Genomic DNA, 19825 nt, shown 5'->3' on the forward strand with positions numbered 1-19825 from the left:
TGACCCCCGCGCCCCGGGTTCGTCGCTACCCAGGGCGCGGTGTCTGACTTTCACGGGCTTTCGATGCGCGCGGCCATTGCGCCGGCTCCTCTGGGATGTCCACAATGCGGCACCTCGCTGGATGGTCCAGGGGGGCTTCGTTTCCCAGACTTCCTCTGGATTTGGCGCCGCTCCCGGATGCGACTCTCCCTTTCCCAGAAGCTCACGCTGGCGCCGCTGTTGGTGGCGCTGTTCTTCATCGTCCTCTTCTTCGGCTACCTCATCCCGCGCGTCAGCTCCGCCTTCGAGGCGCAGGGCCGGGATGTGGGAGGCGCGCTGCCCGCGGCGCTGGCGGCCACGCTGCCCGCGGCGATGCCCGGGGGCCAGACGGAGGCGCTCCAGTCCGTGCTGGAGCAGGCGGTGCGCCACCACCAGGTGGCCTATGTGGCCGTCTTCGACGGGACCGGGCAGCTGCGCGCGGTGGCGGGCGAGTACGCCGCGGCGATGCGGGAGCTGCGCGACCGGCTGGGCCGCGCGCAGGGTGAGGCGACGTTCTACGTGCGGGACGCGGAGCTCCTGGACGTGAGCTCGCGCTTCGCGAACGGGGCGGGCACCGTGCACGTGGGCTTCAACCGCACGGCGGCGCGCGCGCAGGTGCGGGCCATCACCACCGGGGTGAGCGTGGTGATGGTGCTGGCGCTCGCGATCTTCGTCGTCGTGGGCATCCTGCTGGCGCGCCGGGTGGCGGCGCCGCTGGTGCAGCTGACGGAGGCCGCCCAGCGCATCGCGGAGCACGGCGACCTGCGCGAGACGGTGCGCGTGGAGGGCTCGGACGAGGTGGCCCAGCTGTCGAAGGCCTTCTCCCTGATGGTGTCCAAGGTGAAGGACCTCTTGCAGCAGCTGCAGGGGTCGTCGGACCTGCTGCGCGGCTCGGTGGACCACCTGAACGACTCCGCGGGCCGGCAGAACGAGATGGTGTCCCGCCACGCCGCCGCGCTGCAGGAGACGCAGGTGACGGCGCAGGAGATCCGCCAGACGTCGGTGGTGGCGTCGCGCGCGGCGGAGACGGTCATCGACGTGGCGGAGCGCGCGGAGGTGCTGGGCAAGACGGGCGAGATCGCCATCACCGAGAGCATCGAGGGCATGGTGGCCCTGCGCGCGCAGGTGGAGCAGATCGCCGAGCGCATCATGGCCCTGGGCGAGCGCACCGAGCAGATCTCCGGCATCACGGAGACGGTGAAGGACCTGGCGGACCAGTCCCACCTGCTCGCGGTGAACGCGGCCATCGAGGCGGCGCGCTCCGGGGAGCACGGCAAGGGCTTCGCGGTGGTGGCGCGGGAGATCCGCGGCCTGGCGGACCAGTCCATCCGCGCGACGAACCAGGTGCGCGGCATCCTGGCGGACATCAGCACGGCCATCTTCGCCACGGTGGAGATCACGGCCGCGGGCACGCAGCGCATGGAGGCGGGCCTGGCCCAGGTGCGCACGTCCGGGGACACGCTGCGCCAGCTGTCCTCCATCGTCCGGGACAGCGTGGTGTCCGCCCGTCAGATTTCGCAGACGGTGAACCAGCAGGCCACCGGCATCGAGCAGATCTTCACCGCCGTCAACGAGCTCAACACGGTGATGGGCGACACGGTGAAGCGCATCTCCGCCACCAGCGAGTCCGCGGTGTCGCTCAAGCTCCTGTCGGAGCGCGTGGCGGCGATGGTGCGCGACTACCGGCTGTAGCCGGGCGGAGGCGGGGGCGGAAGCGCTCCACCACCTGGGCCACGGTGCGCGTGGTGGCGGCGCCGGGTTCGTTCACCCGGGCCGCGAGGAAGGCGGCCCCCAGCCGGGCCACCGACGACACGACGAAGAGCACGTGCAGGTTCACCCAGAGGTGGCCGCCCAGCATGAACTGCTGGGGCACGCGCGCGGCCAGCGCCCCGCCCAGGGCCGCCGCCGCCGCGTAGGCCAGCCCGCCCGCGGTGGCGAACGCCGCCAGGTAGAAGGGCCGGCCGTGGCGCGGCGCCACCGTGAGGGGCAGTGCGAAGATGGCCAGGCCGTGGCCGCTCCACAGCGCGCCCGCCAGGAGCACGTCGAACAAGAGCGGCCAGAGCGTCCCCGCGGAGGGAAACAGCCACAGCATGGGGATGGCGCTGATGCCCAGCGAGCAGAGCATCAGCACGGGCTGCGCGCCCAGCCTGTCGATGGCGCGGCCCCACAGGGGCGCCGTCAGCACGCGCACGCCCGCCACCGCCGCCGCGTGCAGGGCCATGATGACGAAGGTCATCTTGAGGTTCTGCAGGCTGTGCAGCGCGAAGAAGGGCGCGGACACGCCCACCGCCGCGTTCCACGCCACCTGGTACAGGAGCACCCGCCGGGCGCCGTCGTCCTTCCAGGGCAGGAGCGCCGCCTTGAGCTCCAACTTCGGAGAAGTGCCCGGGGGCGCCGGGTCATGCTGCGCGGCCATCATCAGCGTGGTGACGACGCCCATGACGCACGCGGCGAGCGCCAGCAGCGGCAGGGCCATGCCCACCCCGTCCAGCCCCTTCAGCCGGTCCATCAGCAGGCCCGCGGTGAGCGACGCGCCGGTGCCCATCAGCGTGGTGAGCGCGGTGCGCTTGCCAAAGAAGCGGCCCCGCACGGCGCCCGGGACGAGCTCCCCCATCCACGCCACCCAGGCGTTGTTGCCCACCACCGCCAGCACCGCGGACGCCCCGGCCACGGCGAGCAGCAGGTGCTGCTGCCCCTCCAGGGACAGGCCCAGCCACGGCAACAGCGCCATGGGCAACAGCGACAGGCGGGACAGGCACACCGCCGTCAGCGCCACCCGCCGGTGACCGAAGCAGAGGGTGAGCCACGCGGCGGGGAACTGCACGAACTGCGCGAAGAACGGCAGCGCCGTCATCACGCCCACCAGGAAGGGCCCCAGCTTCAGCGCGATGGCCCACGCGGTGAGCACGGTGGGACCCGCGCACGCGGTGAACACCTCCGCGAACATCCCCTCCACGGTGGACACCTTCAGCGACGCCCGGAGGCGCCGGTGCAGGGGCGGGCCCCGGCGGCCGTCCGGGGGCGGAGGGGCCCCCAAGAGGGGCGCGGACGAGCCGGGCAGCGAGGCGCCAGGGCGGAAGAGGGGGACGCCGGTGGCGAGGGAGGCGAAGCTCTGGACGAGGCGGCGGCGGAGGGCGGCGGACACTTGGATTCGTTTCCCATGGCCGCGCATTCCCTCTCAATCGGACCTCCAAGGAGTCCGCCGGGCCCGGCCGGACACCAACCGGCCTTATTCGTCGCTTTCCGCTGACTGACCGCCCGCCTGGTGGGCAGGAGGGATTCAGGTGCAGTTCACGCGGTCTTGAACTATATGAACGGCCCGGAAGGAGACCGCGCACATGGATGTCGCTCACGAGCTGACGGAGTTTCTGGGGCAGGTGGAGCAGCGTCTGACCGAATTGCTCGCGGATGGCGACGTCGGGCCGGACGTGAAGGGCGACACGCTGATGGATGCGGCGCGCCACCTGTGTCTGGGGGCCGGCGGCAAGCGGGCCCGCCCCATGCTCGTCCGCCTGTTCGGTGGCGTGGTGGGGGTGCCGGCCGCCCGGCTGGTGGATGTGGGTGTGGCGGCGGAGATGATCCACTCGGCCAGCCTGCTGCATGACGACGTGGTGGACGCGGGCATGTTCCGCCGGGGCCGCCCGACGGTGAACGCGCGCTGGGGCAACATCGTCGCGGTGATGAGCGGCGACCTCATCCTGTCCACGGCGCTGTCGCGGCTGTCCATGCTGGACGCGCGCCTGGTGCAGAGCGGGCTGGCCATCGTCACGGAGATGACCCGCGCGGCCATCGCGGAGGTGGAGGCGCGCGGCGACATGAACCTGCCGCTCACGCGGCTGCGCTACATCGCCGAGGGCAAGACGGGGTCGCTGTTCGGCTGGTGCGGCAAGGCCGCGGCGACGCTGGGGGAGCAGCCGGAGGCGCAGGCGCGCTTCGACGCCTTCGGCCGGCACCTGGGCGTGGCGTTCCAGATCGCCGACGACATCCGCGACATCCTGGGCACGGACGTGGGCAAGCCCCGGTACGCGGACGTGCACTCGCGCACGCCGTCGCTGCCCATCCTGCTGGCGGTGTCGCGGGACGAGTCCCTGCGCCGCAAGCTCAAGGACGCGTGGGCGTTCTCCGTCATCACCCCGGAGCGCACCCGGGAGATTGGCGCCGCCATCGAGGCCACCGGCGCGGTGGAGGCGTCCATGGAGATGATGAACGTCGAAATCGAAGCGGCGCTCGACAAGCTGGGGCCCTTCGCGAATGACGCTGCGGGCGCGGAGCTGATGAGCTGGGCGCACCGGCTGTCGGAGGGCATCGCGCAGCAGGTGAAGGGGCGCGCTGCATGAAAGGCTACCTGTGGACGGGGGGGGATCCCGGGAGCCAGAAGACCGTCGCGCCGCCGCAGAATGGCCGGCTGGCGCCATGGGAAGCCATCGCCGTGGAGGCGGTGGGTAACGTCATCGAGTTCTGGGGCTTCAAGCGCAACCAGGGCCGCGTGTGGGGCCTGCTCTACCTGCGCGGCGAGCCCCTGACGGCCGGTGAGATCGAGCGCGAGCTCGACCTGTCCAAGGGCGGCGTGTCCATGCTGCTGCGCGACCTGGAGCACTGGGGCGTCATCCAGCGGGTGCGCGTGCCGCGGGACACGGTGTGGCGCTACGCGGCGGAGACGGACCTGGTGCGGATGGTGACGCACGTGGTGGAGGAGCGCGAGGCGGCCTTCGTCACCCGCATCCGCGCGGACCTGTCCGAGGCGCGCCGGTTGGCGGAGGGCGCGGGCGGCGTGCAGGCGGAGAAGCTGCGGCGGCTGGAGCGCATGGCCGTGCTGGCCGACCACGTGGAGCGCGCGCTGCGGCTGTTCATCAAGACGTCCCGCCTGGACGTGGGCGGGGTGCTGGGCGCGTTCCGCGACGGCGCCCTGTCGCGCGGCAAGAGCGAGCGGTAGAGGCGGGAGGACACACAATGGATTCGCACTACGATCAGGTGATGAAGGCGCGCGAGCAGGCGGACGCGAACGCGCCCCGGCGCTACTTCGCGTACTCGACCATCCTGGACCGGGCCGCCTTCGACGAGTGGAAGCACCAGCACAGCTACGGCTTCTTCGAGCTGCCGGAAGGCCGGCTCGCCGAGGCGCTGGACGTGGACCTCGTCTACGACTTCCCCTCGCGCTGGTGGGGCGGCCGGGTGGCGGGCCTGACGGACGCGCCGGGCGCGCGGGTGTACGGCCGGCTCTTCGAGATTCCCGGCAAGGACTGGCCCATCGTCCAGCACAAGGAGGGCTTCGTCACCAGCATGTGCGTGGAGCGCACGGTGCGCGTGCGCGTGGAGGGCCAGGAGGTGGAGGCCACCGCGTTCGTGACCAACCCGCGCCGTGCGTCGTCGGACGGGCCGGTGAGCCCGCGCTTCGTGGAGGCGCTGGTGCGGGGCGCGAAGAGCGCCGGACTGCCCGCGGACTACGTGGAGCGGCTGGCTCGCGGCGAGTCGCGCTGAGCTACGGCCAGGCGGTGGCAGCGATGCGGTAGAGCGCTCCGGCGGCGGCGTCGCTGACGATGAAGCCGCCGCCCGGGGCCAGGGCCACGTCCACCGGCTGGCCCCCCCCCGCTCAGGTCCGGGCACTTGATGCCCGTGACGAGGTCCACCTCCTCCGTGGGCCGGTGCGTGGCCAGAGGCTCCCCGGGAAGACGGTGCCCCTTGTCGCCAGTCCGCCCCGTGCGGTTCCAAGAGCCGTGGCAGGCGACCCGCGCTCCGCGCTTCCATGCCGGGTCGAGCTCCCCATTGCCGAAGAACGTCAGGTCCCGTGGCGCTGAGTGCGCCTGGATGCCCTGGTCCGTCTTGTCGTACTGACCGGTGCCGTCGTCGAACGGGGAGGGTGTGTTGTCGCGGTTGTTGGCCGCCACCCACCGCGTGCCGGCACCCGGCTCCCACGCCAGCCCTTCCGCGCTGCGCAGGCCCCGGGCGAACAGTTCGAGTGAGCCGCCGCTCCGGTCTCATGGGCAGATGGCGCCGCGCAGCGGGTCGCTGGTGATGTCGCTCAGGTGCACGTTGCAGGTGGACGCGATGGCCACGTACACGCGGTGCTGCGAGTCCAAAGCCAGCTCCTTGTTCTCGTGGCCGTAGGCGCCGTGCAGCTCCGGGAAGAACGCGATGAATCGCGCGCCCGGAACCCGCGCACAGACCGGCACCGACATGCCTGAACGGATGCTCAGGGAGTTCGGCACGTCGAACGGATCGCCCCCGCATGCCATCCGGAACCTGGACCTGCGCCCACTGGAGGCTCCAGGGCAGCCTGCTGACCCCTGCCCACCACGCCCGCGTCCTGGCGCGAAGGGGAGGGCTGGAGACACGGGCCGAGTTGGACTTGCAGCCGGCCTGCAGGCACGCCAGCCCCAGCAAGGGCGTCAGCACTCGCGGTCGCCGCAGGGTCCTCTTTTTTCCAACCGCATTTTCCGACTGAACGTGACCTGAACAAACCTTCAGCCATTTTTCCACGCCTCCCGACAGCCCCTGAACGAGCCTGAACAAACCTTCAGGGAGTTTCGCCGTAGCGGGAATGTCCATGCCTACATGAACAAAAAAGCAGCCTGTGGTTTGATGGGTGAAACATGAAACAAGTAACAGGTAATAATATGTAATTGATTGTAGTGTTTGTCTTTGTTCTTCCGTGTTTCATGTCTGTCTTTGAGGCGTTGGTCATTGACCTCTGGAACAGAACGGCATGGACCGGGCTTGACGGCGGAAGGGCGTTGTGGCCTCATGAATTTGATTTCGATAATCAAAATTAAATGGAGAACGCGATGCTCGGTCAGGGATGCTGCAGGGCGGTGCTGGCGCGAGGCCCGTGCGCTGAAGTGACGCGGTGCAGCTGTGGGCACATCCACCTGGCGGTGGGGCCGGTGACGCTTCGCCTGGAGGAGGACGTCCTGCGCGCGCTGGGCCACACCCTGTTGGAGGCCATCCATCAGTTGGAGCTGCCGCACGCGCCCGCGCACGAGGCGGAAGCGCGGGAGCCGGCGCCTGCCGCCGCCCACGGGGCGCCCACCGGCGGGTGGAAGCAGTGAGCACCGTCCGGGGGACGATCCGCTGGGGCGGCTTCGAGCGCTCCGCGAGGGACAAGCGCCTGGGGTCCGCGTCCACGGGCCCCGCGGGCCTGCCGTCCACGCAGCGGCTGTCTCTGCGGCTGGAGGAGGGGACGGGGATTGCCCGGCGCCAGGCGGAGCAGTCCACCTTCCTGGAGGCGCTCTTCCACGGCTCGTGGAACGGCGGCGTCTATGCCCAGTTCGTGCGGGCGCGCCACTACGTGAACCACCTGCGCCAGCTGCACGTCGTCTACGAGGCGCTGGAGTCCGTGCTGCCGGCGCTGAAGGACGGCCCGCTCACACGCGTGCTGCGGCTGCCGGAGCTGCGGCGGGCCTCCGCGCTGCTGGCGGACCTGGACTGGTTCTGCGGCGACACGCGCACGAAGCCCTTCGCCTGCGCGGAGACGCGGCTGCACGCCGAGCGGATCCGCGAGGTGGCGGCGGAGGCCCCGCACCTGCTCATCGCCCATGCCTGGGCCCGCAGCGTCCAGGACCTCTTCACCGCGCCCCAGCGCTCGGCGCTCATCGCGAGGGCGTTCGAGCTGGAGAACGGCCGGGGTACGGCCTTCTACAACGCGGTGTCCGCGGCGGAGCTGCTCGCCTTCCAGGGCCGGCTCGTGGCCCGGCTGGACGAGGTGCCGCTGACGGAGGGCGAGGCCCAGGAGGTGGTGCAGGAGGCGCGGCTGGCCTTCCGCATCCAGGCGCTCATCTGCGACGAGCTGGCCCGGGACGCACCGGAGCTCGAGGGCCTTGGCGTTACGCCCGGGTAGGGTTACCGCGACCCCACGGAGGAGGTGGTCCGACCCACCGGCTTGGCCTCCTCGCCTGGGAGGGCGATGTGCCGTTTCGTGACAGGCACGTTAGGATGGCGGAACGTGACAATCCAGATGACCTCTCACATCGATCGCCGCGCTTTTCCTCGCATCCACGCGCCCCTCTATTCGCGCCCCGCGCGCATGAAGGTGGGCGAAAAGAAGCAGGTGCTCGACGTCAGCCTCGGGGGCGCGCGCATCTACTCGGATGATCCACAGGACGTGGGCTCGCGCCTGGATCTGGAGTTGTTCCTCCCGGACGGCAGCTCGGTGGAATGTACGGCGCGCATCGTCTGGGCCATCAAGTTACCCAAGGACGCCGTGGCCCGCTTCGAGGTGGGCCTGTCCTTCATCGACGTGCCAGAGCCCGTCCTGGCACGGCTGAAGACCGTGCTCGTCGCTGACGAGGGCTGAAGCCCGCCCTACGCCGCCGACGCGCTGTCCAGCTCGCGCAGGTCGTCCGCTTCCAGCTTCAGCGAGAAGGCCCCGAGCAGCTCCTTCACCTGCGGCACGGACGTGGCGCTGGCGATGGGCGCCACCACCGTGGGCCGCGTCGTGAGCCACGCGAGCGCCACCTGCGACGGCGTGGCCCCCCGGCGCTCCGCCACCTTCTTCAGCGCGGCGACGACGCCCCAGCCCTTCGCGTTGCCGTACTTCTTGAGCACGTTGCCCGCGCGCGGTGATGACGGCGCCGGCTGTCCCTCCTGGTACTTGCCGGTGAGGAAGCCCGCGGCGAGCCCGAAGTAGGGCGCCACGGCCAGGCCCTCCTCCGCACTCACCTGCTGGAGCGCGCCCTCGAACTTCGGGCGCTCCACCAGGTTGTACTCCGGCTGGATGACCTGGTAGCGCGTAAGCCCCAACCGCTTCTGCGTGTCCAGGGCCTCCCGCGCGCGCTCGGCGGTGTGGTTGCTCAGGCCCAGCGCCTTCACCTTGCCCGCCTTCACCAGCGCGTCGAAGGCGCGGAGCGTCTCCTCGAAGGGCGTGTTCGGGTCGTCGTAGTGCGCGTAGTACAGGTCGATGCTCTCCACGCCCAGGCGGCGCAGGGACGCGTCCACGCTCTTCTCGATGTGCTCGCGCGTGAGGCCCTTGCCCAGCGCCGTCTCCGCGCCGACCTTCGTGGCAATCACCAGGCGGTCCTTCGCCTTGCGCGAGGCGATCCACTTCCCCAGCACCGTCTCCGACTCGCCGCCCACGTGGCCGGGGATCCACCGCGAGTACACGTCCGCGGTGTCCACGAAGTCGCCGCCGCCTTCCACGAACGCGTCGAGCACTGCGAACGAGGTCGCCTCGTCCGCCGTCCAGCCGAAGACGTTCCCGCCCAGACACAGCGGGAACACCTCCAGGCCCGTCGCTCCCAGCTTCCGCTTCGCCGCTGCTCCTGCCGCCATGCCCCAGGTCCTTTCGGTGAGGCCGGGGCTTGCCGCTACCCCGGCGTGAACCACACCACCGACAGCGGGGGCAGGGTGAGCGTCGCGGATGCGGGCTGACCGTCCCAGCCCGTGGGCTCCGTGTGCACCTGGCCCCGGTTGCCCATGCCGCTGCCGCCGTACTCCCCGGCGTCGGTGTTGACCAGCTCCACATAACGGCCGTGGAGCGGGAAGCCCACGCGATAATCCTCGCGAGGCACCGGCGACAGGTTGGCCACGCACACCACGTGACGGCCGGGCGTGCGCGAGCGGCGCACGAAGGCCAGCACGTTCGCCGCGGACGCGTCCGGCTGCAGCCACTGGAAGCCCATGGGCTCGCTGTCCGAGTCATACAGCGCGGGCACGTCCCGGTAGACGCGGTTCAGGTCGCCCACCAGCTTCTGGATGCCCTTGTGGCCCGGATCATTGAGCAGGTGCCAGTCCAGGCTCTTGTCGTGGTTCCACTCCGCCGGCTGGCCGAACTCGCCGCCCATGAAGAGCAGCTTCTTGCCCGGGTGGGCCCACATCCACGCGAACAGCGCGCGCAGGTTGGCGCGCTTCTGCCACGCGTCGCCCGGCATGCGCCCGTAGAGGCTGCCCTTGCCGTGCACCACCTCGTCGTGGCTCAGCGGCAGCATGAAGTGCTCGCTGAACGCGTACAGCAGGCCGAAGGTGAGCTGGTTGTGGTGGAACTGCCGGTAGACGGCGTCCTTGGAGAAGTACGACAGCGTGTCGTGCATCCAGCCCATGTTCCACTTGAAGTGGAAGCCCAGGCCGCCCTCGCTGACGGGCTGGGACACCTTGGGCCACGCGGTGGACTCCTCCGCGATGACGACCACGCCCGGGTGCTTGCGGCGGATGGTGTCATTGAGCTCGCGCAGGAACTGGATGGCCTCTTCGTTCTCCCGGCCGCCCCAGCGGTTGGGGACCCACTCGCCGTGCTTCCGGCTGTAGTCCAGGTAGAGCATGGAGGCCACCGCGTCCACGCGCAGCCCGTCGATGTGGTACTCCTCCAGCCAGAACAGCGCGTTGGCGATGAGGAAGTTGCGCACCTCGTTGCGGCCGAAGTTGAAGACGAGCGTGCCCCAGTCCGGCTGCGAGCCCTGGCGTGGATCGGAGTGCTCGTAGAGCGACGTGCCGTCGAACTGGCCCAGCGCGTGACTGTCGCGCGGGAAGTGGCCCGGCACCCAGTCCACGATGACGCCGATGCCCTCCTGGTGCAGGTAGTCCACCAGGTAGCGGAAGTCGTCCGGGTGGCCGAAGCGCGCGGTGGGCGCGTAGTAGCCACCCACCTGGTAGCCCCACGAGCCGCCGTAGGGGTGCTCGGACACGGGCAACAGCTCCACGTGCGTGAAGCCCAGCTCCTTCACGTAGCGCGACAGCTCCGGCGCCAGCTCGCGGTACGTCATGGGCCGGTCGCCGTCCTCCACCACGCGGCGCCAGCTGCCCAGGTGCACTTCGTAGACGCTCCACGGGTGCTGGGCCGCGTCCACGTGCTTGCCGCGCGCCTCCAGCCACGCGCTGTCGCCCCAGGAGTAGCGTTGCAGGTCATGCACCACGGACGCGGTGGCGGGCGGCGTCTCCGTGCGGAAGGCGAAGGGGTCCGCCTTGAGCAGCGGGCCTCCGCCGTGGCCGGGGCGGATCTCGAACTTGTAGCGGGTGCCCTCGCCGACCTCCGGGACGAACAGCTCCCAGATGCCGGAGGACCCCATGCGCCGCATGGCGTGCAGGCGGCCGTCCCAGCCGTTGAAGTCACCCACCACGGAGACGCCCCGGGCGGTGGGGGCCCAGACGGCGAACGACGTGCCCTTCACGCCGTTGTGGTGGATGAGGTGCGCGCCCATGCGCTCCCAGAGCCGCTCGTGGCGGCCCTCGCCGGCGAAGTACAGGTCCATCTCCCCGATGGTGGGCAGGAAGCTGTACGGGTCGCGCAGCGTGAAGACCTTCTTGCCGGGGTACTCCACCTCCAGCAGGTAGCTGAAGGGCGCCGTGCGGCCGTTGATGCGCGCCTCGAAGACGCCGCCGGTGCGGTGCTGCATGGGCACCTTGCCCCCGAACTCCGGCAGGACGTGGATGGCCACGGCCTCCGGGCGGTAGGCGCGCACCACCACCGCGTCGCCGTCCGGGTGGACGCCCAACATGGAGTGGGGCTCCGGATGGCGCAGCTCCACCACGCGCTGCAGCTCCGCGTCCACCTGTGCTCTGTCCGCAGGCTTCCTCACTGGGCATCCTCCATCCGCAACAGGGCCTCGACGGGGATGCGCACCCAGTCCGGCCGGTTGGCGAGTTCGTAGCGCACTTCGTACAACAGCTTCTCCAGTTCGAAGGCGCGCAACATCACGTTGAAGGCTTCATCGCTGTCGGGCAGGAAGGCCGCGCCGCGCGTGGCCTGGCGGTAGCCCTCCAGGAACGCGTCGCGGGTGGGGCCCACGCGCCCGCGCGGCTGGCCGCCCTCCAGCGCCACGGTGGCCTCCGCGTAGTCGAACGAGCGGAGCATCCCCGCCACGTCGCGCAGCGCGCTGTACTTCTCCCGGCGCGCGGTGAACGAGCGGGACGGCTCGCCCTCGAAGTCGAAGAACAGCCACTCGTTCTGCGAGCGCAGCACCTGGCCCAGGTGCAGGTCGCCGTGGATGCGGATCTTCTGCCCGGAGGGCGCCACCTGCGCCAGCCGCTTCGCGTACGCGATGAGTCCGTCGCGCCGGCCCTCCAGGTCCGCGTGCAGCCGCCCGGCGTCCGCCAGCGTCACGCCCAGCTCGCCCACGATGGACGCGCTCCAGCGCTGCAGGTCCTCCTGGAGCAGCGGCTCCGGGGAGAACGCCAGGTCGTCCGGCCCCGCGGAGGCGAAGGCCTTGTGCAGCTCACCCAGCCGGGCGCCCAGCTCGCGCATGTCCGTGAGGAAGCCGTTGCTCAGCGCCTTCTCCTGGCGCAGCCGCTCCAGCGTGTACTTCCAGCCGTCCACGGCGTCCGGCACGAAGCGGTGCGCCAGCGCGAGCGTCGCGCCGGCGGGCCCCTCCAGGTTCAGCGCGCCCACCAGCTGCGGCGTCGCGCGGAAGGACGTCTTCGTCGCGAGGAAGCGGCCCACCTCGTATTCGGGGTTCACGCCGGCCTCCAGCTTGCGGATGATCTTGACGATGACCCGCTCGCCCAGCACCAGCGAGGTGTTGCTCTGCTCCACGTTGAGCCGGCGCACGGAGAGCGGCTCCGGCAGCGCCACGCCGCTGTCCGTGGAGGCGATCCATTCCCCCACCACGCGGCCGGACCCGGAGGCCACCTGTCTTCCCTCGCGCGCGAGGTTGAAGACGGCGCGCACGCACTCGTCGTCCTCCAGCGCGCTGACCAGGCCCTCCGGCGTCTGCCGGGCCTGGAGCTGGTAGCGCTCCGGGTTCCCCAACTCGTAGACGACCTCGATGATGGCCAGGGTGAAGGTGCACGTGCCCAGATCCATGATGACGTGGTCCACTACGCTGACGCTCTTGATGGGCCAGGCCTTGCCGGCGAACCAACGTTGGGCCTTGAGGAAGTCGGGCAGCTTGGTCAGGTCCAGGGGGATCACTCGGGGTTACTCCTTCGCCTGCAGCGGCTTGTCCAACCGGAACCACAGGAACATGTAGGGCCCCATCGACAGCTGATAGGGCAGGTCGCTGATGCGGGGGAACGGCGTCTCTCCAATCAACTCCACGGGGATGCTGCCTTCGAACTCGCGCAGGTCCAGCACGCCCGGCTGCGCGAAGCGCGACAGGTTGCAGACGACGAGCACCGTCTGGCCCTCCCACTCGCGCACGAAGGCCAGCACCTTGCGGTTCTCCGTGGTGAGGAAGCGCAAGGAGCCCATGGCGAAGACGGGGTAGCGCTGGCGGATGCCAATCATCCGCTTCACCCACTGCAGCAGGCTGGACTTCTGCCGCTCCTGGGCCTCCACGTTGATGGACTGGTAGCCGTAGACGGGGTCCGCGATGACGGGCGCGAAGAGGCGCGCGTAGTCCGCGCGGCTGAAGCCCGCGTTGCGGTCGCCGGTCCACTGCATGGGTGTGCGCACGCCGTTGCGGTCGCCCAGGTAGATGTTGTCCCCCATGCCGATCTCGTCCCCGTAGTAGAGGACCGGCGTGCCGGGCAGGGTGAAGAGCAGGCTGTGCATCAGCTCGATGCGGCGCCGGCCGTTGTCCATCAGCGGCGCCAACCTGCGGCGGATGCCCAGGTTGATGCGCATGCGCGGGTCGGTGGCGTACTCCCGGTACATGTAGTCCCGGTCCTCGTCCGTCACCATCTCCAGCGTCAGCTCATCGTGGTTGCGCAGGAAGATGGCCCACTGGCAGGACTCCGGGATGTCCGGCGTCTGCTGCATGATTTCCACGATGGGCGTGCGGTCCTCGCGGCGCACCGCCATGAAGAGGCGGGGCATCACCGGGAAGTGGAAGCCCATGTGGAACTCGTCGCCCTCGCCGAAGTACACGCGCACGTCGGCGGGCCACTGGTTCGCCTCCGCGAGCAGCACCTTGCCCTGGTACTCGGAGTCGATCGTCTTGCGCAGGCGCTTCAAGAACGCGTGCGTCTCCGGGAGGTTCTCGCAGTTGGTGCCCTCGCGCTCGAAGAGGTAGGGCACGGCGTCGCAGCGGAACCCGTCCACGCCCATGTTGAGCCAGAAGCGCATGACGTCCAGCATGGCTTCCTGCACTTCGGGGTTGTCGTAGTTCAGGTCCGGCTGGTGGCTGAAGAAGCGGTGCCAGAAGTACTGCTTGGCCACCGGATCCCACGTCCAGTTGGAGCGCTCCGTGTCGGTGAAGATGATGCGCGCGCCCTTGTAGGACTCGTCCGTGTCGCTCCAGACGTACCAGTTGCGCTTGGGGCTCTTGGGATCCCTGCGCGCCTCCTGGAACCAGGGGTGCTGGTCGCTGGTGTGATTGACGACCAGCTCGATGATGATGCGCAAGCCCCGCTTGTGGGCCTCTTCCACCAGCCGCTGGAAGTCCGCCAGCGTGCCGTAGTCCGGGTGGATGCCGTAGTAGTCCGCGATGTCGTAGCCGTCGTCGCGCAGCGGGGACGGGTAGTGCGGCAGGAGCCACAGGCAGTCCACGCCCAGCTCCTGGAGGTACGGCAGCTTTTCAATCAGGCCCGGGATGTCCCCGTGGCCGTCTCCGTTCGAGTCATGGAATGCGCGGATGTGCAGCTCGTAGATGAGCGCTTTTTTGTACCAAAGCGGATCCAGGTCCATACGCCTCTCGGAGGGAGTCACTCGAAGTAGTCGAACGCGTGTTCGGTGCGGCGGTAGCGGTACACGGCCCAGATGGCCGCGGGCTGTTCGGGCGTCAAGCGCACCTGCACGTCCGGGCCCTGCCAGAGCGAGCGCTGATCAGCCATCAGCTCTTGCACCTGATAGGTCTCTTCCGCTGTGACGCCCAGCCATTCCATGGGCACGCGGAGCAGCGCTTCCTGGGGCGCGTACGGATCCAGGCTCACCGCCACCAGCACCGTACTGAGCCCGTCCGGCGAGCGCTTGCCGTAGAAGACGACGCGGTCGTTGTCGGACTCGAAGAAGCGCAGGGCCTGGTAGTGCTGGAGCGCGGGGTGCGCCTTGCGGATGGCGTTGAGCCTGGCAATCCAGTCGGAGATGTTGCCCGGCCGGTCCCAGTCCCAGGCGACCAGCTGGTACTTCTCCGAGTCCAGGTACTCCTCCTTGCCCGGCACCGGACGGCCCTCGCACAGCTCGTAGCCGGAGTACATGCCCCACACGGACGACAGGGTGGCGGCCAGCGCCACGCGCAGGCGGAAGGCGCCAGGCCCCGCGTTCTGGAGGTTCTCCGGGAGGATGTCCGGCGTGTTGGGCCAGAGGTTGCCGCGGAAGTAGTCCGCCACGGGCGGCTGGGTGATCTCCTCCAGGTACGTGCGCAGCTCGTCCTTGAAGAGGCGCCAGGTGAAGTACGTGTACGACTGGGTGAAGCCCACCTTGGCCAGGGCCTTCATCACCTTGGGGCGGGTGAAGGCCTCCGACAGGAAGAGCACGTCCGGGTGCAGGTCCTGCACCTCGCGGATGAGCCAGTGCCAGAACTGCATGGGCTTGGTGTGCGGGTTGTCCACGCGGAAGGTCCGCACGCCATTGTCCACCCAGTGCAGGACGACGGACCTGAGCTCCTTCCAGAGGGCGTCCCGCGCGGGGCCCATCCAGTCGAAGTTGACGATGTCCTCGTAGCGCTTGGGCGGGTTCTCCGCCGTCTTGATGGTGCCGTCCGGGCGGTGCTGGAACCACTCCGGATGCTCCTTCACGTACGGGTGGTCCGGCGAGCACTGGAAGGCCAGGTCCAGCGCCACTTCGATGCCGTGCGTCTTCGCCGCGTCCACGAACGCGCGGAAGTCCTGCAGCGTGCCCAGCTCCGGGTGCACGGCCTTGTGGCCGCCCTCCGCGGCGCCAATGGCCCACGGGCTGCCCACGTCACCGGGCTCCGCGCGCAGGCTGTTGTTCTTGCCCTTGCGAGCGGTCCGCCCGATGGGGTGGATGGGCGGCAGGTAGACGGTGTCGAAGCCGAGCTTCTGGATGTACGGCAGCCAGGCCTGGGCGTCCTTGAACGTGCCGTGGGTCTTGCCGTCACGCCTGGCGGAGCGGGGGAAGAATTCGTACCAGGCGGCGTTGCGCGCCTTCTCCCGGTCCACGAACACCTCCAGCACCTTGTCGTACCTGCTGGCGAGCGTGCGGTCCGGGTGCCGGGACGCGGCGTCCGCCAGCTCGGAGGACAGCGCGGCGAGGAGGTGGTCCGGCGTGGGCGGCGTGCGCAGGCGGGCCCCTGCCTCGGCGAGCAGCCGGTGGTCCTCCGCGGACTTGCCCTTCGCGCGCGCGGCGGCGCCTTCGAGCAGCGCGGCGCCCTCCAGCAGCTCGCTCTTCACGTCGCGGCCCGCGTCCACCTTGCGCTTCAGCTCATGCGCCCAGGTGCGGAAGAGATCCGGCCAGGCTTCAATCGTGAATTCGTAGCGGCCGTTGTTCGCGAGCGGGATGGCCCCTTCCCAGGCGTCGTTGTTCTTGAAGGCGAGAGGGGCCTCCGCCCAGTCCGTCTTCTGTGCGGCGGGGGTGACCTGGCGCCAGCGGGCGACGGCCACGAGGACGTCGTGGCCCTCCTTGAAGATGTCCGCCCGGACGGTGAGGGTCTCCCCGGCGACGCGCTTGATGGCGTAGCGCCCCGCGTCCAGCTCCGGCTGGACGTTCTCGATGAACACGCTTCCGAGTCGTTCGGTCATATCGGCTGGCGGCCCCTTATAGGACTCTGAGTCAGTGGCTCCAGGCAGCAATGTGCGGGTGTTGTTGATTGAAGATGGCTGCCGCCTGGTCGCGTTGGCCTGTCAACGTTAGGAACGGAGGGAGCGCTCGCCCAGCCCGAGGCGCTGGGTGGATGGGTCCCGATGGTTGAAGCTGGGATCCGCCCCTCCGGTTGCGGTATCCGGGACGAACATGGCGCCCAACGACTCCGCTGCTCAGCAAGCGAGTGACCTGTCGGCCGACCGCGACCTGCTGAGGCAGGTGGCGCTCGGCGGCGCGGAGGCCATGCGGGTTGTCTACGCGAGGTGCTCCGCGCGGGCGTTCGCCATCTCGGTGCGGCTGTTGCCCACGCGCGCGGACGCGGAGGAGGTGCTGCAGGAGACCTTCCTGGAGGTCTGGCGGCGCGCGCGCGAGTTCGACCCGGAGCGCGGCGGGCTGGAGACGTGGGTGACGACGATCGCGCGCACGCGGTCCATCGACCGGCTGCGTGCGCTGGGCACGGTGTCGCGGATGGTGGAGGGGGTGGCGCAGCAGCCTCCGCCGGTGAGCGCGACGCCGCCGTCACCGGATGACGCCGCCGCCGCGGTGCAGGACCAGGGGCGGGTGCGGGCGGCGATGGCGCAGCTGCCGCCGGAGCAGCGGGAGGTGGTGCTGCTCGGGTATTTCGACGGGCTGTCGCAGAGTGAGATCGCGAAGAAGACGGGTCAGCCGCTGGGGACGGTGAAGACGCGTGCGCGGCTGGCGCTGGAGAAGCTGGCGGTGCTGCTGGATGCGCCGCCGGTCAGCGCGTCCGGCTGAGTGCAGGACAGCAGCCCTGTTCCGCGGGGACGGGCGGTGGGGCAGGCCCCGGCCGCGTCCTCCTTGCCGCTGTCGGGAAGGGCCCCAAACGTTGCGACTGTTTGGCGAACCCGAGGGAGGGGGCGGACATGCGCAAGATGCGGGAGACGGGGACGGCGTTGATGAACGCGCGGGAGATGCGGCTGGTGCTGGCCAGCGCGCCGCGCAACCTGATGGAGCTGTCCCGGCGCGAGCTGATGGGGATGGTGCGGCGCGCTCGCGGCATGGTGGACCAGTACGAGAAGCTGGCGCGCCGGCTGCGCCGTGAGGCCATGCGCGTTCCCATGGGCAGCCGCGTGATGGGCGGGCGCATGGACACGCGGCGCAAGGCGGCGCTGTTCCGCAAGGCGCTGACGCGCTTCGAGTCGCAGTTGCGGCGGATGGAGATGGTGCCGGCGCGCAAGGCGAGGCCCGCGATGCGCAAGCGGCCGGTGGCGAAGAAGACGCTGCGGCCCGCGGCCCGCGCTACGGCGCAGCGCAAGAAGGCGGTGATGGCGAAGAAGGCGCCGCGGCCCGCGGGCTATGCGCGCAGGGGCCCGGTGAAGGCGCGAGCGCACAAGGCGCGGCGCATACCGGCGATGAAGGCGCAGGCGCACCGGACCGTGAAGGGGCGGACGCCGGCGCGTCGGGCCGCGACGCGGTAGCGGATTTCGGGGGAGGGAAGCCGGGTCGCGTCCAGCTCGTGGCCTGGCGAGGGGGAGGGGAGCTGGACTGTGTCCGCCCCGCTGCGGGGCGGACACGGTGGTCGTGTGCGGAGTCCGTTGCCAGAAGGTCGCCGGCAAAGTCGGCGCGAAAATCCGGAGCAAGCAGTGGAGTCCAGGCCCCACCGGCACAAGCGCTCCAACTCAAGCGCCAGCGTACGGGGCTTCAGGGGCGAGCGCGGACGCGAAGGGCCTTCGCCGCACGCGACGCGGACAGGCCCAGGAAATGGGAAAGGAATCGCCAGAGGCCTGCAGTCCACGCGCCCAAGGGACCCTGGGCGTCATGAATCGTTTCGCCCTCCCTGCGCACCGCCACGAAGCTTGGGTCAGCAGTGCCAAGGGGCGAAGGCTCAGGTTGCAGGAGGTCACCTGCCGTGGGCGAGGCGGCAAAACCTGTCCGACAGTCGGACAGGAGGCCCAGGTTCACGTCCATCACGTTCCCGGAGCCTTCCCCATGGGTGGCGCGGAGGGCGAATGCTGGGGCCGCTGAAGACGGTAGTGCCGATGAGGATGCGCAGGCACCAAGCTCCTCGCCGCGGAGGTGCCGCTCCATTGCTGCGTCATGAGCGTCGGCTGATGAGGAGGCGCTGGCACCACACTCCTTGCTGCGGAGGTGCAGTTCCGACGCTTCGTAATGTGCAACGGCTGATGTGGAATCGGCGGCGCTACATTTTTCGCCGCAAGGTTTCCGCTCCGGCGCTTCGTCCTGCGCGGTATCGGTGCCGTGCTCCTCGACACAGGGGCGTGCCTCCATTGCGACAGCCTGCGAGGTGGTTTGCGCGGAGGAGGAGTCGTCAGCGCCACGTTCCTCGACGCCAGGGCGTGCCTTCGACTCATCCGCCGGGCCGCTGGCTGGTGCGGGCGCCCCGACGGGGGCCTCCCGAGCGCATGGGGCCTCGGGGGCCGCAGGTACCGGGGGCGCCGGGGCAAAGGCGTCCAGCACCCGGTCGTCGCGCGCCTTCAGGAGTGCCGGCAGCTTGTTCTGAAGTGCCTGCACGTCGCGCTCGTGCAGGATCGCCGTCACGCAGAGTGCCCATGCGCGCAGCGCCTCTCCGCCCATGAGCGGCATCAACCGGGCTGCGCCGCCCAGGAATGCCCGCTGCAGGGACTGGACGAGGAGCACGTGGCCGGGACGCGCCGCCACCCGCGCTGCCTGCCGCAGCAACTCGAACTCCACGTGCGCGCAGGTTTCCCCTGACTCCCAGTGCGCCGCGTCCTGGAGCTGGAAGCACGTACTCCCCAGCCGGTCCAGGTCGAGGTCCGAGGCCCTCGCGCAGCAGTCGGCCAGAAGCTCCACCAGCACCTGCCGCTTGAGGCTGAAGTAGCCCTCCAGGAGCCACCGGGCCTTCGGGTTGCGGGCGTCATGAAGCGCCAGGCCCAGGTTCTCCAGCGTCAGCGACTCATCCAGCGCCACCGCGCGCGTCTTGCGTCCGGAGCGCTGCACCACCAGGCCCCTCGCCGCCAGCCGTCGCAGCGCCTCGCGGATGGTGCCCCGGCACACCTCATAGCGGCGCGCCAGCTTCGCTTCCGAGCCAAACTGCCCGCTCGGGTGCAGCCGCCCCAGCGCGATATCGCGCTCGATTTGCGCCTCCACATAGGCCACGAGTCCTCGCCGTTCCATCCCCATCCCCATTCCTCGTTCCAGCATCGCAATCCAACCACAGGGGTCTGACATGGACGTGCGGGCCCACCCACCGCGCCGACTTCCGGGCCAGCGCGCCCTCGGGCCGCCTGGGGCGAAAACCTG

Annotated in this window: 17 protein-coding genes; 9 read left to right on the forward strand and 8 right to left on the reverse strand. The window is 70.0% G+C overall.

The window, feature by feature from the left end; all coding sequences use genetic code 11:
- Positions 1-177: 177 nt before the first annotated feature.
- Entirely contained in the window at positions 178-1710 is a 1533-nt protein-coding gene (locus D7W82_RS11775) for a methyl-accepting chemotaxis protein (RefSeq protein ID WP_120618433.1), read from the forward strand.
- On the opposite strand, the gene D7W82_RS11780 is transcribed toward D7W82_RS11775, so the two are convergent.
- Complete coding sequence (locus tag D7W82_RS11780; protein ID WP_120618434.1) at positions 1658-3190, reverse strand: MFS transporter; 1533 nt, start codon at positions 3188-3190, stop codon at positions 1658-1660. The two genes, D7W82_RS11775 and D7W82_RS11780, sit on opposite strands and share 53 nt — an antisense overlap.
- 166 nt (positions 3191-3356) lie before the next feature.
- On the opposite strand from D7W82_RS11780, the gene D7W82_RS11785 reads away from it, so the two are divergent.
- Genes D7W82_RS11785 through D7W82_RS11795 form a run of 3 tightly spaced genes read left to right on the forward strand, consistent with a single transcriptional unit; the run spans position 3357 to position 5496 of the window.
- Positions 3357-4355, forward strand: a complete 999-nt coding sequence (locus tag D7W82_RS11785; RefSeq protein WP_120618435.1) for a polyprenyl synthetase family protein — start codon at positions 3357-3359, stop codon at positions 4353-4355.
- Positions 4352-4951, forward strand: a complete 600-nt coding sequence (locus tag D7W82_RS11790; protein ID WP_120618436.1) for a GbsR/MarR family transcriptional regulator — start codon at positions 4352-4354, stop codon at positions 4949-4951. Before D7W82_RS11785 ends, D7W82_RS11790 begins: the two co-directional genes overlap by 4 nt.
- A 17-nt stretch (positions 4952-4968) precedes the next feature.
- Entirely contained in the window at positions 4969-5496 is a 528-nt protein-coding gene (locus tag D7W82_RS11795; protein WP_120618437.1) for a gamma-glutamylcyclotransferase, read from the forward strand.
- A 497-nt stretch (positions 5497-5993) separates the two neighbouring features.
- On the opposite strand, the gene D7W82_RS11800 is transcribed toward D7W82_RS11795, so the two are convergent.
- Positions 5994-6194 carry a hypothetical protein gene (locus D7W82_RS11800; RefSeq protein WP_147439298.1) on the reverse strand — a complete coding sequence of 67 codons (201 nt, stop codon included), beginning with the start codon at positions 6192-6194 and terminating at the stop codon, positions 5994-5996.
- 606 nt (positions 6195-6800) lie between these two features.
- On the opposite strand from D7W82_RS11800, the gene D7W82_RS11805 reads away from it, so the two are divergent.
- The 3 genes from D7W82_RS11805 (at position 6801) to D7W82_RS11815 (ending at position 8308) form a co-directional block, all read left to right on the forward strand.
- Entirely contained in the window at positions 6801-7064 is a 264-nt protein-coding gene (locus D7W82_RS11805) for a hypothetical protein (protein ID WP_120618466.1), read from the forward strand.
- Positions 7061-7852, forward strand: coding sequence for a heme oxygenase (biliverdin-producing) (locus D7W82_RS11810; protein ID WP_120618439.1), 792 nt, complete (start codon positions 7061-7063; stop codon positions 7850-7852). Before D7W82_RS11805 ends, D7W82_RS11810 begins: the two co-directional genes overlap by 4 nt.
- 105 nt (positions 7853-7957) lie before the next feature.
- Positions 7958-8308: a PilZ domain-containing protein gene (locus D7W82_RS11815; protein ID WP_233587434.1), complete on the forward strand. Its 351-nt coding sequence runs from the start codon at positions 7958-7960 to the stop codon at positions 8306-8308.
- An 8-nt stretch (positions 8309-8316) separates the two neighbouring features.
- Here the strand turns inward: D7W82_RS11815 and D7W82_RS11820 are convergent, their stop codons facing one another.
- The 5 genes from D7W82_RS11820 to D7W82_RS11840 are packed head-to-tail and all read right to left on the reverse strand — an operon-like array spanning position 8317 to position 16521.
- Positions 8317-9282, reverse strand: coding sequence for an aldo/keto reductase (locus D7W82_RS11820; RefSeq protein ID WP_120618441.1), 966 nt, complete (start codon positions 9280-9282; stop codon positions 8317-8319).
- 35 nt (positions 9283-9317) lie between these two features.
- Positions 9318-11522, reverse strand: a complete 2205-nt coding sequence (gene glgB, locus D7W82_RS11825; RefSeq protein ID WP_120618442.1) for a 1,4-alpha-glucan branching protein GlgB — start codon at positions 11520-11522, stop codon at positions 9318-9320.
- Entirely contained in the window at positions 11519-12853 is a 1335-nt protein-coding gene (locus D7W82_RS11830; protein WP_120618443.1) for a phosphotransferase, read from the reverse strand. Before D7W82_RS11830 ends, glgB begins: the two co-directional genes overlap by 4 nt.
- 6 nt (positions 12854-12859) lie before the next feature.
- Complete coding sequence (gene treS / locus D7W82_RS11835) at positions 12860-14509, reverse strand: maltose alpha-D-glucosyltransferase (RefSeq protein ID WP_120618444.1); 1650 nt, start codon at positions 14507-14509, stop codon at positions 12860-12862.
- A gap of 17 nt (positions 14510-14526) precedes the next feature.
- On the reverse strand, positions 14527-16521 hold the full coding sequence (locus D7W82_RS11840) for an alpha-1,4-glucan--maltose-1-phosphate maltosyltransferase (RefSeq protein WP_120618445.1): 1995 nt from the start codon (positions 16519-16521) through the stop codon (positions 14527-14529).
- Positions 16522-16732: 211 nt separating this feature from the next.
- Here D7W82_RS11840 and D7W82_RS11845 point away from each other — a divergent pair, with 211 nt between their 5' ends.
- Positions 16733-17338 (forward strand): sigma-70 family RNA polymerase sigma factor, encoded by a 606-nt coding sequence (locus D7W82_RS11845; RefSeq protein ID WP_120618446.1) that lies wholly within the window; start codon positions 16733-16735, stop codon positions 17336-17338.
- A 128-nt stretch (positions 17339-17466) separates the two neighbouring features.
- Positions 17467-18021, forward strand: coding sequence for a hypothetical protein (locus D7W82_RS11850; protein ID WP_120618447.1), 555 nt, complete (start codon positions 17467-17469; stop codon positions 18019-18021).
- Positions 18022-18244: 223 nt separating this feature from the next.
- On the opposite strand, the gene D7W82_RS41465 is transcribed toward D7W82_RS11850, so the two are convergent.
- Positions 18245-19699 carry a FadR/GntR family transcriptional regulator gene (locus D7W82_RS41465; RefSeq protein ID WP_233587435.1) on the reverse strand — a complete coding sequence of 485 codons (1455 nt, stop codon included), beginning with the start codon at positions 19697-19699 and terminating at the stop codon, positions 18245-18247.
- Between the last annotated feature and the right edge of the window lie 126 nt (positions 19700-19825).

The sequence above is a fragment of the Corallococcus sp. CA049B genome (genome assembly GCF_003611685.1).
Lineage (GTDB): Bacteria > Myxococcota > Myxococcia > Myxococcales > Myxococcaceae > Corallococcus > Corallococcus coralloides.

Bases quoted from the DNA above. Each gene is read 5' to 3' on its own strand.
- D7W82_RS11785 (WP_120618435.1), top strand. From the start codon at position 3,357: ATGGATGTCGCTCACGAGCTGACGGAGTTTCTGGGGCAGGTGGAGCAG.
- D7W82_RS11805 (WP_120618466.1), top strand. From the start codon at position 6,801: ATGCTCGGTCAGGGATGCTGCAGGGCGGTGCTGGCGCGAGGCCCGTGC.
- D7W82_RS11820 (WP_120618441.1), bottom strand. From the start codon at position 9,282: ATGGCGGCAGGAGCAGCGGCGAAGCGGAAGCTGGGAGCGACGGGCCTG.
- D7W82_RS11780 (WP_120618434.1), bottom strand. From the start codon at position 3,190: ATGCGCGGCCATGGGAAACGAATCCAAGTGTCCGCCGCCCTCCGCCGC.
- D7W82_RS11790 (WP_120618436.1), top strand. From the start codon at position 4,352: ATGAAAGGCTACCTGTGGACGGGGGGGGATCCCGGGAGCCAGAAGACC.
- D7W82_RS11800 (WP_147439298.1), bottom strand. From the start codon at position 6,194: ATGTCGGTGCCGGTCTGTGCGCGGGTTCCGGGCGCGCGATTCATCGCG.
- D7W82_RS11850 (WP_120618447.1), top strand. From the start codon at position 17,467: ATGCGCAAGATGCGGGAGACGGGGACGGCGTTGATGAACGCGCGGGAG.
- treS (WP_120618444.1), bottom strand. From the start codon at position 14,509: ATGGACCTGGATCCGCTTTGGTACAAAAAAGCGCTCATCTACGAGCTG.
- D7W82_RS11845 (WP_120618446.1), top strand. From the start codon at position 16,733: ATGGCGCCCAACGACTCCGCTGCTCAGCAAGCGAGTGACCTGTCGGCC.
- D7W82_RS11795 (WP_120618437.1), top strand. From the start codon at position 4,969: ATGGATTCGCACTACGATCAGGTGATGAAGGCGCGCGAGCAGGCGGAC.
- D7W82_RS11840 (WP_120618445.1), bottom strand. From the start codon at position 16,521: ATGACCGAACGACTCGGAAGCGTGTTCATCGAGAACGTCCAGCCGGAG.
- D7W82_RS11775 (WP_120618433.1), top strand. From the start codon at position 178: ATGCGACTCTCCCTTTCCCAGAAGCTCACGCTGGCGCCGCTGTTGGTG.
- D7W82_RS41465 (WP_233587435.1), bottom strand. From the start codon at position 19,699: ATGGAACGGCGAGGACTCGTGGCCTATGTGGAGGCGCAAATCGAGCGC.